Origin of the sequence: Flavobacterium gillisiae (genome assembly GCF_900107635.1) — a bacterium.
Taxonomy (GTDB): Bacteria; Bacteroidota; Bacteroidia; order Flavobacteriales; family Flavobacteriaceae; genus Flavobacterium; species Flavobacterium gillisiae.
Genome location: NZ_FNRD01000011.1, coordinates 146,433 through 164,867 on the forward strand (window position 1 = coordinate 146,433; position 18,435 = coordinate 164,867).

Below are 18,435 nucleotides of genomic sequence, written 5' to 3' on the forward strand. Positions count from 1 at the left end.
CAATATCAAATGTATAAATAATTTAATTACTTTAATTTTTAATAGTTATTTAATTTTTAAAATAGACTACACTTTATAGTTCAGAACCCTATTTTATAATTATTTTTTTACTCACATCCCCTTTTGTAGTTTTCATTTTTACAATATAAACACCTGACGGTAAGTTTTTTATAGGGATCTTAATATTTCCTTGATTTCTGTCTTCGACATCCCAATTATTAATTGATTGACCCAATGTGTTAAATAGTGATACAGTACTTATAGTTGCGTCTATGAAGGGGTTGTTTATGTTTAAGACTTTAGTGTTATTCGTGAAATACACTATGATTCCTCCGGTTCTTGTATAATCTTCTACAGTAAGTTTTCTGTCTGTAAATCGCAAAGAAAATCTATTGTTGTAATCACCACTTACTAGTTTTATTTTAAAAGGATTTTGTCGAATGTTGTAATACTCTTCCGTAACGTTATCATACAAATAAATAATAGTTGTAGATGGAACATTTTCTAAATCGTCAATTTTGATACCTATTTCTCCTTCATTAGCAATTATAATACCTAGAGGGATTATTTGATCATCATTAAAGTTTGGTATCGCTTGTATCACAAACTGACTATTACTCAATGCCCAATACATGTCATTATCGTTCATGTCAAACATTGGAGCATCGTAACCAATATCAAAAGCATTAGTAGTATTGCTGTCTGCCCCTAGTAATAATTGTCTATGTGCGCCAATAGGGGAGTCAAATCCCAATCTGATTTTTGATCTGGTGTCAGAAACCGTTTCTTGTTTTATTGTTTTTTTAGAACCAACTGTTTTCATAAATTGAGAATTACCAGTACTTTCTCTCCAGAATTTCCTTTGACTATTCTTGAAATTTAAGTTGAAACCTGGACTTGTTCCTTGAACTGAAGTTGTTGTCCCTGATATAGCAGGGTCTAGTTCAGCATCAACAAAGAATCCTTGGGCTACTGGAATATAACGCCCGGGTACTTTTCCTGCGGAATTAGTAGTAGTTGCGGTTAAAGGTGAGTCTGCGATGGCAGGAACTCCTCCGGTTAAGGAATAAGTCGCGTAGCCACCTTGGTATTCGGCTAATAAATGATTATTTGATAACCCAAAATGATCCCAGAAATAGAGTGCACCATTAAAAATATTGGCTCCTGCTCTACCTTGCAAATTATCCAATATGAATTCATTGGCATCAAGTGCGGAAGGATAGGGGTTTCCTACTAGATAGGTTTGGTTTAAGAGTAAACTCAAAGGAATTGTTCCAGAATTAGGTTTTCCAACAAATACATAGTTTTGCAATGATGTAATTGGGGCAGTTCCACCAGTTCCTTTCATGGTAAAACCTTCTCCTATTTTTATAGTGCCGGTACTTCCAATATAATTCCATAGATTATAATCTTGCAAATCAGTATTTGAATTCAGTGTTTGTGAATTGTAGGACCATAACCATCTGTTACTTATTTTTATAGATCCTGAGTTTAACAAATCAGCAAAATAAGCGCCGTCTCCAAAGGTTATCAAGCCAGGACTATAATTTGAAAGATCAGTAAAAGTATTTGTAATAGACGAGCCATCTCTCAATATACCTCCAATAGAATACGTAGAATTGTTTGTACTTACGGGGGATGACCAATAATTATAATTGAAACTATTTTTTTGTCCTTGTTGGTCTATTAAAAGTTTTCCAGTCCCGCTAGCAGGATTTGCTGATGTTCCAGCTTGTACTAATTGAGCTTCACCGGTCAATCGGATGTCTCCACTTAGTAACGATAAATTGTTTGAAACAGTTAACTCAAATTTATCCACCAAGCTAATTCCCTTGGCTCCACCGGTATTATTGGTTGTAAGATTATTGAAAGTTTCATTGGTTTTAATTGTATTGTTGATGGTTTGAATTTGATTCGTTGTTGCTCCATTAAAGGTTACCGTTCCTGTGCCAGGAATGAAAACACCACTATTTCTCCAGTTACCGCTAATTTGTAATTCTGAATTATTGACCATGGTAACAGAGCCATTACTATTTATAATCATGTCCTTGGCACTTGCAATCCCAGCATATGGGACAGCTTTTAGTGAAGTTTTATCTATAACGGGTAATCTATTGCCATTGGTCGAATATGGTAGAATGTTGGCATCAATAGTGAATGATGGTAATCCTTGTTCCCAGTTTTTACAATCAAACCAGTCCGTACTTACAAGTCCTGTCCACCAGCCTGCTCTACCAGTTAGAACATTTACGGTTGCAGAACCGGTTATTCCTCCTGGAAAAGGAGTACAGTTTTTGTCATTTAAGGATGTAATAGTATAAGTAATATTGGCTTTAAGATTAGGAACACTGAAGATGTAAGGGCTTGCATTTATTCCTGTAACTGTGGTAGGAGTTGTACCATTTGTATAGGTGATTGTCCAAGGTGCTACTCCAGTTAAAGCCACAGAGAAAGTAGCTGTACCATCATAACAAATAGTCTGGTCTGGACCTATATTTGCCGTTGGTCTTTTATTGACAGTTACGGTTACGTAAGATGTTCCATCGACTCCATAACTAGTGCAGCCATTTAGGAAAGAAGTTACCTCATAAGTTGTTGTTACCGGAGGAGTAACAGTTACACGGGTGGAATTAGTGACGCTTATAATTGCATTAGTATTTAAATTTTTCCATTGTGACGTTAACAAGGGATCCGGTGCTTGCGGAATTTGAACATTATCAAGTGCCCATGTACTTCCAATATTAGATGCTTGTTTACCTGCATTATTTACTGTTCCATGGAAGAAAAATTCTAATTTTAAATTCGTATAACCTAAATAGGGATTCAAATCCAAACTCATTTTATTTGGAAGGGTAGTAAACTTATTTTTAGGCCCAAGAATACCAGTCAAAATGGTTAACTTCACTGGAAATGTTGCTCCACCATCTAGTGAAAGTCTTACTTCGGCGTAGGCTCCAGGGTCATTTAATTTATAAGCATGGTCAAAGGTTAAATTGGCCGATGCCAATCCGATAAGGTCGAAGGTAGGAGTTCGTAAGAAGGAATCTCGATTACCACGAACAATAGCAAATTTACCATCTCCTGAATCATATTCATCGCCAGCATTTCCATTTGTTTCCGAAAAGCCATTATTTGTTCCATTATCACCATTAGCAGGAAAATTTCCATTATCTACTGTCCAGCCAGGGGGGTTAGCTGTATTGAAAAGACCTCCAGATGCTAAATTTTGACTGCTTGAAAATCCACTGTCAGAAGTTAATTGTGAGGACTCCCCTTCGCATATTGTCGATGGAATTGCGCTTACTGGTGATGGTTTTATATTCGGAATAATGAATAATGAAGAGATTCCAGAATTTGCAATTGTACAAGTTCCGTTTTGAATTACCGCCCTAAAAATAGTGGTTGCTGTTATTCCGGTATAGGCATAGGTTAAGCTTCCTGCATTTCCTTTTGGAATCCAAGTATTTCCTGCATCAGTAGAGGATTCCCATCGTATTACAGTACCTACATTCCCATTTAAGTTAATAACTCCCGCAGAAGAATGGCAGTCCGTTAATCTAGTAGTTCCATTGTTGCCATTACTAGGGTTAGTAGTAGATGAAATAGTGGTTGTTCCGCCAACCGTTGCTGCATTAATAGTTACGTCAACCGTAAAGACTGTTCCTGAGCAAGAATTTGCAGTGGGAGTAACCGTATACCGAACGACACCAGCCGTTGTACCATTATTGGTTAAACTCTGTGTAATTGTATTTCCAAAATAATCACTAAATCCATTAATTGTGCCGCCTGAAGGAGTAGTAAGAATTGCTGCGGTCCACGTAAATGTTGTACCAGTAACTATTGAGCTTAAAGCCACATTTGTTGACAATCCACTGCAAATCGTTTGAGCTGTAGCAGAACCGCTTGGTTTCGGGTTGACAGTAACATCAACTGTAAAAGCTGGTCCTGGACAGGAGTTGGCCGTAGGAGTAACTGTATAACGAATCGTTCCTGCGGATGTTCCAGTATTGGTTAAAACCTGTGCAATTGAAGCTCCTGAACCGCTACCAAATCCTGTAATTGTTCCACCAGTTGGAGCGACTTGACTTACTGCGGTCCAAGTATATGTTGTACCGCTAACGGTTGAGTTTAGTGGCACGTTAGTAACTAAACCACTACATATTATTTGAGTAGTGGCAGAGCCAGCTGGATTAGGATTAACAGTTATTGTTCCACTTAATGAACTATTAATACAAGTACCGGCTGTTGTTACGGTATAATTATAATTACCAGCAACAAGTGAAGAACCGCTAATTGTGTAAACTCCAGCAGCAGTATCGTATGATCCTGTAAAATTAGCCGGTCCTGGGTTCCACGAAATGGTAGGATTGGTTCCGCCATTATTTATGGTATATTTGATTGGAGTAATTGCAGTATTAATACATTTTGTTTGATTGTCTGTTCCGGTCCCTAAGGACAAATTGATAGTTGAATCTGGATTGACTGTGATGGTTCCACTCAAAGAAGGGTTGCTACAAAGTCCTTGTGTAGTTACGGTATAACTAAAAGTTCCTACTGAAGATGGAGTTCCACTTATTGTAAAAACTCTAGTACCAGAATTGTATGTACCGCTAACACCTGCTGGTAATGCACCAGCTGTAATGGAAGCGTTAGTTCCACCACCTCCAATAGCGTAACTAATATTTAGTACCGTATTGACACAATTTGTTGGATTGTCTGACCCTGAAACGGATGACAAAACAATAGTTGAATTTGGATTAATGGTAACGTCAACTGTAAAAGCTGTTCCTGGACAGGAGTTTGCCATAGGAGTAACTGTATAACGAATAATTCCTGCCGTTGTCCCAGTATTGCTTAAAGATTGAGCAATTGTATTTACCGAACCATTGCTAAAACCCGTAATTGTACCGCCTGTTGGAGTAGTTTGAATGGCTGGTATCCAAGTAAATGTTGTGCCAATAACAGTAGAATTTAACGCTACGTTTGTTGTTGAACCACTACAAATAGTTTGAGCACTAGCAGAACCTATTGGCGCTGGATTAACTGTAACATCAACTGTAAAAGCTATTCCTATACAAGAGTTTGCAGTAGGAGTAACAGTATAACGAATAATTCCAGTAGTTGTACCAGTATTAATTAAAGTTTGTATAATTGGATTTCCTGAATTACCACTAAATCCAGTAATTGTTCCTGCAGTTGGATTAGTTTGAATGGCTGCAGTCCAAGTAAATGTTGTGCCGATAACGGTTGAGTTTAACGCCACATTTGTTGCAGAACCGCTACAAATAGTTTGTGCAGTGGCAGATCCTATTGGTTTTGGATTGATTGTTAATGTTGCTGCTACAGATTGTATCGAGGAGCAAGTATAACCTGAAGGGCCAGAAATTACCACATCATAATTACCAGCAGCCGTTAATGTTGCCGTTGAAATTGTGAAGGTAGGTGCTGTAGAACCTACAATGTTTACGCTATTTTTTCTCCATTGATAAGTCAAAGGGTCGCCGCCAACATTTGCTATTACTGAGAAACTAACATTTGGAGTGTCTTCACAAACAGTTTTCGAAATTGGCTGAGATGTTATGGTAATGGATTGATCAACATTCAACGTTACTTGGTTGGAAGTAATAGCTGAGCAAGGTGCAATTCCGCTAACAATTGCATAATATGGGCCGTCATCAGTTAAAGCAGCTTGTGCGAAATTTAAAACATTAGTAGTAGCGCCAGTTATATTAGCCGAATTTACAACAGCGACTCCACTACCTATGGTTCCTTTGTACCACTGATAAGTTAATCCGTCTCCACTCGCTACTATACCAAAGGTTGCAGGGTTGGAAACACAAACACCTACATTAGATGGCTGAGTATTTATAGCTACTAAACGGTTTATAATCAATATTGAATTGTTTGATGTTGCAGAAGTACAAGGACTAGTTCCTGTAATTAGTACATTATAATTATTTGCAGCATCTGTAGTTTGTAAATTAGAGAGCGTTAAAGTTGGTGAAGTTGCACCAGCTATATTGACTCCGTTCACCAAATTAATTGTGCCTTTTCTCCATTGGTAATTTAAACCTGTACCTGATGCAGAGACGCTAAAAGAGGCTGTGCCTCCTGAACATAAAGTTTGGGCTGCTGCTGGGTGGGCAGATATAATTACCGGTTGATTGACTGTAATAGTTACGCTTCCTGTTACTGGAACATTGGTTGCACATGGCGTAGCTGTTGAGCTTTCAGCACGTAAATAATATGCTGTGGTGGTGGTAGGATTTACTGATAAGCTAGCATTGGCTGCCACACTATTTCCTACCAAAGTTGAATATGAAGCATCAGAATACCAGTTCCAGCTCGCACCTGTTCCTAAACTTCCCCCAGTTTGCGTTAATGTAACACTGCTGCCATTACATATTGTTGAAATGGATGTAGCTATCGATGTGGAAGCAATAGATGGTTGGTTAACCGTTACAGTTGCACTACCAGTTCTATCACTCGCAATAGTGGTGCAATTTGCGTCTGATAATGCTGTAATGGCATACGTTTTGGTTGTGGTTGGCGACAGGTTAAAAACATAAGGGCTAGTTGTAATTCCAGTAATATTAGTTGAGGAGGTTCCGTCAAAATAAGTTAAACTCCAAGGCTGCGTTCCTGATAACGCAACACTTAAAGGGGTTGATGAACCATCACAAATCGTAGCTGATCCATTTATTATTGAGGTTGGTCGTGGGTTCACCACTACTGTCGCAGTTCCTGTTCTATCTCCTGCCATCGAAGTACAATTACCGTCATTTAATGCAGTCACCGTATAAATTGTTGAAGCAATTGTCGGTGAGACATTAAAAGTATAAGGACTAGATGTGATTCCTATAACCGATACTGGAGTAATTCCATCTGTATATGTTAAATTCCAGGGTTGTGAACCTGAAAGAGTAATACTTATATTTTTAGTCCCTCCATTGCAAATTGCCGCAGCTGTGGTAGTAATAATAGAGGTTGGACGGGCATTGACAGTAACAATCGCACTGCCACTTAGATCTCCTGATTGAGAGCTGCAATTTGCATCTGCTAATGCCGAAACTGTATATGTGGTAGTATTTGAAGGTGATGTATTAAAGGTGTAAGGACTTGTTGTGATTCCTGAAACTAGTACTGGTGTTACACCATCAGTATACGTTAAACTCCAGGGTTGTGAACCTGTTAGCACAATACTAATTTGTTTTGAAATTCCATTACAAATTGCTCCAGCTGTGGTACTAATTAAAGCTGTAGGACGTGCGTTTACTGTAATCAAAGCGTTGCCAGACCTGTCTGCTGCAATAGCGGTACAATTTGCATCTGATAAAGCTGTAATGGTGTACGTTTTAGTTGAAGATGGGGAAGGACTAAACACATAAGGACTGCTTGTAATTCCAGTAATATTTGTTGAGGTGGTTCCGTCAAAATAAGTTAAACTCCAGGGTTGTGACCCTGTAAGAGCAACGCTTAATGGGGTTGTTGAGCCATTACAAACGGTGGCTGACCCGCTGATAATAGATGTTGGTCTTGCGTTAACTAAAACAGTGGCACTTCCAGTTCTATCAGCTGCTTGTGAAGTACAATTAGTGTCGTTTAAAGCTGACACTGTATAAGTCGTTGAAGCAATTGTTGGCGACACATTAAAAGTATAGGGACTGCTTGCGATACCTGTTACAGTTACAGGTGTTATTCCGTCGGTATATGTAAGGTTCCAAGGTTGAGAACCTGTAAGTGAAATACTTATAGTTTTAGAACCTCCATTACAAATTGCAGAAGCTGGTGTACTAATAATAGAAGTTGGACGTGGATTGACCGTAACAATCGCACTACCACTTCTATCTCCTGATTGTGAGCTGCAATTTGCATCTGCTAAAGAAGTGACAGAATAAGTTTTAGTTGTTGAAGGTGATGCGTTAAATGTATATGGACTGGTTGTAATACCTGACACAATAACAGGTGTTGTTCCGTCCGTGTAAGTTAAACTCCAAGGCTGAGATCCAGTAAGTGCAATACTAATTTGTTTTGCAATTCCATTACAAATAGGCCCGGCTGTCGTACTAATTAAAGATGTAGGACGTGGGTTCACTGTAACGATAGCGCTTCCAGTTCTGTCCCCTGCAATAGAGATGCAATTAGCATCTGATAAGGCAGTAACAGTATACGTTTTAGTCGATGAAGGGGAAGGATTAAATACATAAGGACTAGTGGTAATTCCGGTAACATTTGTTGAGGTAGTTCCGTCAAAATAAGTTAAACTCCAAGGTTGTGTACCAGTTAAAGCAACACTTAAAGGGGTAGAAGAACTATTACAAAGAGTGGCTGAACCACTTATAATTGATGTTGGTCTCGGGTTTACAGTTAGATTAATTTGAGAAGTTCCAGCAACATTTGGGCAGCCTCCACCAGAAGGTGTATTAGTGGTAATTGTTAATATGACATTTCCACTTGTTATTGCTGGAGTATAAGTTGCAGTAACTGTTTTTGGGTTACTAATATAATCACTTATTATGTTTGAAAAAGTCCCGCTTGGAGCGGACCAGGTCCCTGATGCTGCCGCGCCTGTTAAAGTTCCAACAACGGTGATTGACCCATTAGAACAAACAGATTGTGTTGCTGATGGTACAGTAACTCCATTGAAACTATTGACACTAACAACTAGATCACGTGAAGGTCCGCTATTTCCACAAGGATTATAAGCAGTTACAGAAATATTATTATTACCTATTGCAGCATTTATTGCAATACTTACTGTTATCTGAGAAGTTCCAGCTCCTGAAGTTATATTGAACCCTGCAGGTAAAGACCATACATAAGTCTCCCCTCCTGTCATATTACTAGGGATGTTATATACTAATCCAGTAGCTGGAGGACAAATTGAGGTAGGGCCGCTAGGTTTATTACTGGCATTATTTCCATTGGGAACTGATGGTGAGCCACTAAAGACAGTCATTAGGATATCATTACTAGTAGTAGTTAAGGGTGATGCACAGGTAGCATTAGAGGTCAATACTACTGAAATAGTTGAAGGATCTGCTAGTAAAGAGGTTGTGTAGATTGAGCTTGTAGCGCCAGAAATAGCAGTTCCATTTCTTCTCCATTGATAGGTGGGGGTTGTGCCTCCATTTACAGGTGTAGCAGTAAATGTAACGCTTGCTCCTGCTGTTGAACAAATAGATGTAGTAGTCGATGTAATTGTTACAGAAGGTACAAGTACTGGATTTACCGTAATTGTTCCATTAGCAGTAGTTTGAGTACAAGAACCTGTGGTCGTTACGATATAATTAAATGTTCCTACTGCAGTTGATGAACCACTAATTGTAAATGTACTGCCGCTCAACGTGCCTGAAAGACCTGTTGGCAATCCTGTTACGCCCGCTCCGGTAGCTCCACCGCTTATAGCAAATGTGATATTGCTTACAGCAAAATTAATACATCTTGTTTGATTATTCGTTCCAGCTCCTGATGTTAAACTGATTGCTGCAATAGGATTTACAGTTATAGTTCCTGTTCCTGTTGATTGGGCACAAGAGCCTGCAGTTGTTACCGTGTAAAGAAAGGATCCACTCACTGTTGGTGTTCCATTTATAGTAAATACACCTCCGCTATAACTACCTGTTAAACCTGTCGGTAAGCCAGTGATTCCTGCTCCAGTTGCACCACCACTGATCGCAAAGCTAATATTTGTCATTAAGGTATTGGCACATAAAGTTTGATTATTTGTGCCTGGACCTGAAGTTAAACTAATTGCTGCATCTGGATTGACGGTGATTGTTCCAGTGGCTGTTGTTTGAGCACAAGAACCTGTGGTTGATACTGTATAATTAAAAATTCCTGCTACTGTTGGTGTACCACTAATTGTAAATATCCCACCACTATAAATACCATTTACGCCAGATGGCAAACCTGTTACGGTTGCGCCAGTTCCTCCACCGCTAACTGCAAATGTGATAGTACTAATTACTACGTTAATACATCTTGTTTGATTATTTGTACCTCCTCCTGAAGTTAAACTAATTGCCGCATTAGGGTTTACCGTAATTGTTCCAGTTGCTGTTGCTTGAATACAAGAGCCTGTGGTTGTTATTGTATAAGGAAAAGAGCCGCTTATTGTAGGCGTTCCGCTAATAGTAAATATTCCGCTGTTAAAAATCCCAGTCAAACCAGCAGGTAAGACTGTTACAACCGCTCCTGTTCCACCACCACTTATGGCATAGCTTATATTTGGCAATATGGTATTGGCACATAATGTTTGATTATTTGTACCTGCTGCTGATGTTAAGCTTATTGCTGCGTCTGGACTTACAATAATAGTTCCTATTGCAGTAGTCTGAGCACAAGTACCTGTGGTGGTTACTATATAATTATAAGTTCCTACTGTTGTAGGGATTCCACTAATTGTAAATGTGCTGCCGCTCAAGTTGCCTGATAAACCTGTTGGTAAACCTGTTACTCCCGCTCCAGTTCCTCCACCGCTTACACTAAAAGTGATATTGCTTATTGCAACATTAACACATCTTGTTTGATTATTTGTACCTCCTCCAGAAGCTAATGTGATTGCTGCATCTGGAGTAACGGTGATTGTTCCAGATGCCGTTATTTGGACACAAGATCCTGTGGTTGTTACTGTATAAGGAAAAGTTCCACTAACTGTTGGAGTTCCGCTAATTGTGAATGTGCTTCCGCTAAAACTGCCTGATATGCCAGCGGGAAGCCCCGTTGCATTAGCTCCGGTCCCACCACCACTTATCGCGTAGCTAATATTTGTTAGTAAAGTATTGGTGCATAATGTCTGATTAATTGTGCCAGGTCCTGAAGCTAAACTAATTGCCGCATCCGGATTTACTGTAATTGTTCCAGTTGCTGTGGTCTGAGCACAAGAACCGGTAGTTGTTACTGTATAAAGAAAAGACCCGATCGCAGTAGGTGTTCCACTTATGGTAAAGACACCTCCACTAAAAGTTCCATTTACGCCTGCAGGTAGACCTGTTACTACTGCTCCGGTTCCTCCACCACTTATCGCAAATGAAATAGTACTTAGCGGAACGTTTATACATCTGTTTTGATTATTAGTTCCTGATCCTGATGTCAAACTAATTGTTGCTATAGGATTGACCGTTATTACACCAGTTGCTGTCTTTTGGACACAGGTACCGGTTGTTGTAACTGTGTATGTAAAAGAGCCACTCACTGTTGGTGTGCCGCTAATTGTAACTGCCCCTCCACTAAAACTACCTATTAAACCTACTGGTAGACCAGTCACGACTGCTCCAGTTCCTCCACCACTAATAGCAAATGTAATTGACGGAAGTAGCGAATTAGCACATAAAGTTTGATTGTTGCTGCCGCCTCCAGACGTTAAACTGATTGCCGCCTCTGGATTGACTGTTACTTGAATAGCGTTACTAGTTACCATCGAAGGAGACGGACATGTGGCAGAAGAAGTAACATCCAAAGTAACGTTATCATTATTTGAAAGCGCGTTTGAAGTAAAAGAGGCACTGTTTGTTCCTACAGGGTTACCATTTAAACGCCATTGATAAGTTGGGCTTAATCCTCCATTAATTAAAGTATTTACGTTAAATGTAACAGAAGTTCCTACACAAAATGTAGTTTGTGTAGCTGCTATAGTAACCGATGGAACTAGCAAAGTATTTATGGTCATCGTTAATATATTGCTTGTTGCAGTAGTAGGAATAGGACAAGTTGCATTGGAAGTCATAACCACTTTTACCTGATTACCATTAGTTAAGGTGGAAGTTGTATATGTTGCGCTATTAGTTCCAACTGGAGTAGGACCAACAAACCATTGATATGATGGAGAAGAGCCACCATTACTTGGAGTTGCAGTAAATATGACGGTGGTTCCTGCGCAAATACTACTTCCAGTATTGGCTGCGATAGAGACTGCTGGAAATATAATTGGATTAACCGTAACAGTTGTTGAAGCGCAAATAGTTGTGTTGCAGGTTCCATTATATCTCACGAAATAAGTTGTAGCAGTACTAGGAGAAACAAGAATACTGTTTCCTGTTCCTATAGGAGTTCCTCCACAAGAACTAGAAAACCATTCGGCAATAGCTGTAGTCCCAGCTGATCCTCCATTGAGAGTAAGAGTAGTTGAGTTACCATTGCAAATAATTGTAGTTCCAGAAATACTTGTTGGAGCAACTGATAATGTATTTACTGTAAATATTGAACTGGTATCATATCCAGATAAGGAAGTAACTTCAATTTGTCCTGTTGTAGCGGTAAGGGGAAGTGAAGCGCTAATTTGAGTATCACTATCGACTGTAAATGAAGAAGAATCGCCATTAAATTTAACAGATGATGTTCCAGTGAATCCTGTTCCATTAATAGTCACCAATGTTCCTGAACTGGCACAAGCACTAGCAGGAGTAAAACTTGATATTGTTTGCGCAATACCGTTGTCACAAATAAATAAAGCAATCATGACTAATAAAAACATGTGATATGCTCTTAATGCAGAGATTACTAATGTTGAATTTTTATGTAATTTAGAGTAGTTTCTTTTCATGGCACCTACATTTTAGAATCAAACAATTGATAGTTTCCTTTAAAAGCGGCCAAGAGAAGTCTATGCTGTTTTTTAAGTGAATTACCGTTTTTTTAACTGGTATTGTTTTCAATGAACAATTAGTAATCTGCTCGAATGTTATTTCAAAATAGAAATGATTTACCTCTAGAAAGAACAAAGGCAGATGCATATTAGAAATTTATAATTTTCTATTTTTTGCAAGTAAAAATTACTATATATACCTTAAAATTAAGCATTTATGATTATATTGCTTGAATATTTTTCCTATTTCCGATTAAAGGATTTTATCCATCGGTGAATCACGTGTTAAAAAAAAAGAAGGAAGAATTTTCTTTTTTTTTGTCCAAATAATAACAAAAAAAAACTGCCTTTTCAGACAGTTTTTTTCCTTTTCGATGCTTTTTTTTTTGCGAGTTAAGGAATAATTATTTTTTTACTTAATTCACCATTTGTAGTTTTCATTTTTACAATATAGATTCCTGTGCTTATGTTTTTAACTGGTAAAACAATTTGGGTCTGATCTTTATTTTCAATTTCCCAATTTGAAATAGTTTGACCTAATATATTGAAAAGTGAAACTTCATTCACTAATAAATTGACAATATTATTTTTAATGATTAAGTTTTCATTCTCATCAGAATAGTAAACATATAGACCGTTTTCTATTTTAGTATCTTGATTAAGGGTTTTTCCCGTAAATCGCAAAAAGAAACGTTTGTTGTACTCGCCGATATCTAACGAGATTTCGAAGTCACTTTCCCGTAGATTATGATAAACGGCACTTAAAGTGTCTTGTAAATAGATTTCAGTGCTTCCAGGAATGTTTTCCAAGGCATCAATTTTTATAGTTATAGGCCCTTCATTAGCTACTGCAATACCCAATGGAATTATTTGATTACTATTAAAATCAGGGATACCTTCAATTACAAACTCACTGTTATTAATCTCCAAATACATGTCATTGTCATTCATGTCAAACATGACTGCATCGTATCCGATATCAAATCCATTAGTCGTATTACTGTCTGCTCCAATTAATAACTGTCGGTGTGCACCAATACTGGAGTCAAAGCCCAATCTAATTTTTTGTCTAGAGTCAGTTACTGATTCGGTTATTTTTGTTTTAGAGCCACTTGTTTTCATAAATTGAGAAGTTCCGGAAGTTTCCCGTATGAATGCTCGTTGACCGTTTTTGAAATACAGGTTTCCAGGCGTTGTTGCCTCCGAGGTTGTCCCTTCTGTAGCAGGGTCCAAAGTTGCATCAACAAAAAAGGCTTGTCCTACTGGTATATAACGTTGTGGTTCGTTTGTTCCAGACTCACCGGTATTCGCAGTTAATGGGTCCCCTAGTGAAATAGCTACAACACCACCCAATAGAGAATAAGTTGCGTACCCGCCCTCATATTCAGCTAAATTATGATTATCTGTCAATCCAAAATGATCCCAAAAATAGAGCGCGCCATTAAATACATTGGCACTTCCTGTAAAATTACTGTTGCTACTTTTACTCAAGTTATTCTTTATAAATTCATCGGCATCCAGGGCACAAGGATAAGGGTTTCCTATTAAATACGTCTGGTCGACGGCAAGAAATGTAGTTTCGATATCCCCTGAATTTGGTTTTCCTGAGAAAACGTAATTTTGTAACTCATCTACGTCTGCAGTTCCACCGGTTCCTTTCATGGTAAAGCCGTCTCCTGTTCTTATGGTACCAGTACCTCCCACATAATTCCATTGATAATAATTATCCCAGTCTGAATTAGAATCTGGCGTAGTTGAATTATAGGTCCATATCCATCTGTAGGTCGTTTTAATAGGAATTGTGACTGCTCCATCTGCATCAAATGCCCCATACTGAAAGTTTATCGGTCGTGGAGTAGATGAAGTTGTACCATCCATTAAAACATTTGGAATGGAGTAGGGTGCATTATTTGTTCCTCCTCGTATTGTTACGGGCGATGACCAGTAATTGTAATTGAAACTATTTTTTTTACCTTGTTGGTCACGTTCAATATATCCAGAACTAGTTTCTGCAAAAATACTTTCACTGTATTGTTCGGGGTAAGGGTAGTATCTTTTTTGAATAAGTTGAGATTCTCCAACCAAATCAATAAAACCATCCAGTTTTAAGTAGTGTGTTAACCATAACATATGGCCGCTATTTATTTCATTCTGTGTGCCTGGAGCCACTACATTTAATTTTGTACCTGCATTTGTAATTAGCCCCAATAAAGTGATGTCTTTATCATCCGAGTTTAAATCATGAGACTCCACTACAATATTCCAATCGATTGCGTTGCCGTTTACTCCAGTACTATTTGGATAATCCCAAACAGTGTCGCCATACCTCCAAGGAGTTGTAGAGCCACTTCTATTTTTCCAATTTCCATTTCTTATGGTAGTGTAAGGCAATGGAGCTGTTTTTGATTGCCCAGTATTTATATTAATTAGTCTTCCGTCACTTCCTATTCCACTGTATGGTTTTAAGTAGCCACAACTTAAGTTGTCCATTCTATAATATCCTATTAAATTCGACCAAGTTAATCCGTTGACATCAATAGGAATAATAGCTCCTCTTACTCCAGTACCATTTGGATCAATTACCTGATTCATCATTTGATGAAGTTGATCAGGAGAAAGAGCAACATTCCAAATGCGAAGTTCTTCCATCCAGCCGCTGTAATAATTTAGAGATTCATTCTGAGTTCCATTGTGATACATGGCTCCCAAAATAGAATTAAAATTATTGGCGACTGGATTACTTCCTGCAGCGGAGGCAACTTCTAAGCCATCTATATATAATTTATAGGTTCCACTCGTATAGGTAACTCCTATGTGATACCATCTCGAAGTACTAATTGGATGAGATGATTTTATCGAACTTCCATTGTTCCAATTAAACGAAATAAAATTATTGCTGTCAAGTCTTAAGTCATATCCATTTGTTTCGGCAAGGTTATCTCCATTTCTTTTTGAAAAAATAGTTTGAATAGTTGTTCCCATAGAAGGTTGAGTTTCTGGTTTAACCCATACGCTAATGGTAAACGAATTATTTAGATTGTAATTATTGTTAAAATTTACAAAATCATCTTCTCCATCAAAATCAACGACATTGCAATTTTCTAATGTCACTTGAACATCGTCAGAGCAGGTAGCTACCGTCCATCTAAGTGTATAGGTCCCTGCTGTACCTGTAAAAGTTGCTTTTGAATCGTTGACATTAGAAAAAGTGCCTGCTCCACAGTTACCTGTTGACGAAACTACTGACCATGTTCCTTTAGTTCCTGTACCGGGATCGTCACTAAATTTATCAAGGATTCTGGTATAAGCACCATCTGTTTTATTTTGGATGGCAGTTTTAGTATTATCATAGGCATTCAATGACACTATGGTTCCTCCACATTTACCATTTGCTGGAAGAACATCTATCCCAGCATAGGAATAATTTACATTTACCGTTGCAATAGCGGTCCCTGTAGGGTCATAAGCTCTACAGGCATTAATCAAACTCGTTGCTCCGTATTGATGGACACCTGGTGATGATGGAGTGAAGTTGTAGGCAACATCAATCGAACCGCTTGCTAATGGTGGCGTCCCTGGATCACCTATGCCATCAGTCCATTCTAGTTGATCGCTATAAGGCCTGATTGGGATTGTAATATTATCTATTGCCCAGACACTTTCATCAGTAGTTCCAAAAAAGGACCATCGTACCCTTACATTATCATTTCCGATATAATCTGAGATATCAAAAGACGAATCGTCATTTTCAAACTTATAATTATTTGCTTTTGATGGAGGATGATTTGCCCAATCCCAAGTTAAAGATGGGGTTTTACCTATTAATTCTTGCAAAGTAATGGTATAAGTAGCTCCGCCATCTAATGATAGTTCTAATTTGGCATAATCTCCTGCGCTAAGATTATATGCTTGGTCAAATGCAACTGCTGCTGTTCCTAAACCAACAAGACTAAATATTGGAGTTTCAAGCGTGGTTGGAAAGCCTCCTCTGCCCGGATACTTAGTTACATATTCCGTACTATTATAATTACCGTGTGCTATCCCAAACTTCTTTCCAGGTTTTCCGTTATCATATAATATGATATAGTCTGTACCTACTAGTTTAGCGTCATTCGTACCTGACCAATTATTAAATTTTGTGGCATTTGCGGAAGCAGTCCATTGAGCTCCTGCGGTTTGGCCATCAATACGCCATTGAGTTGGATTCCATTTATCAGGGAATTGACCTGTATTAAAATCTCCACCATTGCCCACATTTACTGTCGATTCATAACCGTTATGTGCCATTAAAGTTACAGGATCATTTAGACATATTGTAAAAAGATTCTGTTCTAAAATTGGAGGGACATCAGGGGGTATTGCGTGTACATTAACCATATTTGTATACTTTGTACAGGTTCCCACTTGTATCAAGACTCTAAATAAAGTGGATTTTGTATTTTGAAAATCAAAGACAGTATTGAATGTGTCAGTGTTCTCTGTATTTGGAATAACTACCCAATTGCTATTTCCTGCCTCAAATTTTTCCCATCGTACTATAGTTCCTACTTCACCTTCTAAGTGCAATGTTATTGGATTCAGGTCATCTGGGCAAGAAGTTATTGCTATATTGTCTTTCGCCTCCGCTGCCGTAAATGTATAGGTTTCACTAATGTTGCCTAATAAATTTCCTTCAGAAATAGCTGGAGCGGTTAATGTTAAATTTTGTGTCTGAGTTTTTATATTTCCATTTCCATCATTGTACGTCCAAGTAATTAAAGTAGTTCCTTGAGTTGTAAATGGGAAAGTAATATTAGGTGTTCCATTGATACTTCCAACACAATTGTCTGTTGCCTTAGTGGGAGTTAAACTGTCAATTTGACAACCTGAAACGGTTAGGGCCGGTAAATTTGCGACGTTTGGAACTGGAACTGTTACATCTTTAATAATAACTTTTTGACTCGCAATCGTTTCGTTTCCACTACTGTCCTTAAAGGACCACGTTATGGTTCCACTTCCCTGTGAATTAAAAGTTCTATTGTCACTCGTTGTTGCTGTAACCGAAACATCACAATTATCAGTTGCTACTGGGAAAGGTACTGTTATTGAACATTGAGCAGTTATATCGGGTAGAGAGGGTGCAATTGGCTTTTCGTTATCAAGTACCGTAACACTTTGTGTACAGTTAGTTTTGTTTCCTGCACCGTCAGTCACGATCCAATTAACTGATGTGACACCTTTAGAAAATAAATAAGTAACAGCGTTTATTGTTGAACCATTTACTTGAGCGATTACAGAACTTACAGAACAATTATCATTAATAGTTGGCGTTCCAATATTTGCGGTAGTACTGCAGTTACCGTTTCCATCCGCAGAAGTATTAACCGTTACATTAAATGGACAAGAGATAGTTGGTGGTGTTGTGTCGAATACCGTTACTAATTGTATGGCAGTCGCTATTCTGCTGGAACCATCAGTTACGGCCCATATCACAGTTGTTGTCCCTAAAGGATAGGTTGTCGATGGATGGTTATTGGTAACCGAGACGACCGAACAATTGTCCGATGTCACTGGAGTTCCCAAAGTGACTCCCGTGGCGTTGCAACCAGAATTGGTTATTGTTGTGATATTGCTGGGAGCAGTTATAGTTGGATTGATATTGTCACTAACAATTACAGTAAAAGAACAGCTAACACTGTTATTTGCTGCATCAGAAACAGTATAGGTTACTGTTGTCGTTCCAAGATTAAAGACTTGCGTTCCTAAATTATTGATACCAGAAGCTGAAGAATTTCCTGTAGTTGCACCAGTTAAAGCCCAAGTCAATTTGGTAACGGAGCAGTTGTCATTAATAGTTGGATTTGGAGTGA

At 38.3% G+C, this 18,435-nt stretch carries 2 protein-coding genes; both read right to left on the bottom strand.

Features of this window, described 5'->3' with window-relative positions:
- Positions 1-88: 88 nt before the first annotated feature.
- Positions 89-12,544, bottom strand: coding sequence for a PKD-like domain-containing protein (locus BLV35_RS15130; protein ID WP_091092138.1), 12,456 nt, complete (start codon positions 12,542-12,544; stop codon positions 89-91).
- 435 nt (positions 12,545-12,979) lie between these two features.
- Positions 12,980-18,391: a LamG-like jellyroll fold domain-containing protein gene (locus BLV35_RS15135; RefSeq protein WP_218133011.1), complete on the bottom strand. Its 5,412-nt coding sequence runs from the start codon at positions 18,389-18,391 to the stop codon at positions 12,980-12,982.
- Positions 18,392-18,435: the final 44 nt, after the last annotated feature.

Bases quoted from the DNA above. Each gene is read 5' to 3' on its own strand.
- BLV35_RS15130 (WP_091092138.1), bottom strand. From the start codon at position 12,544: ATGAAAAGAAACTACTCTAAATTACATAAAAATTCAACATTAGTAATC.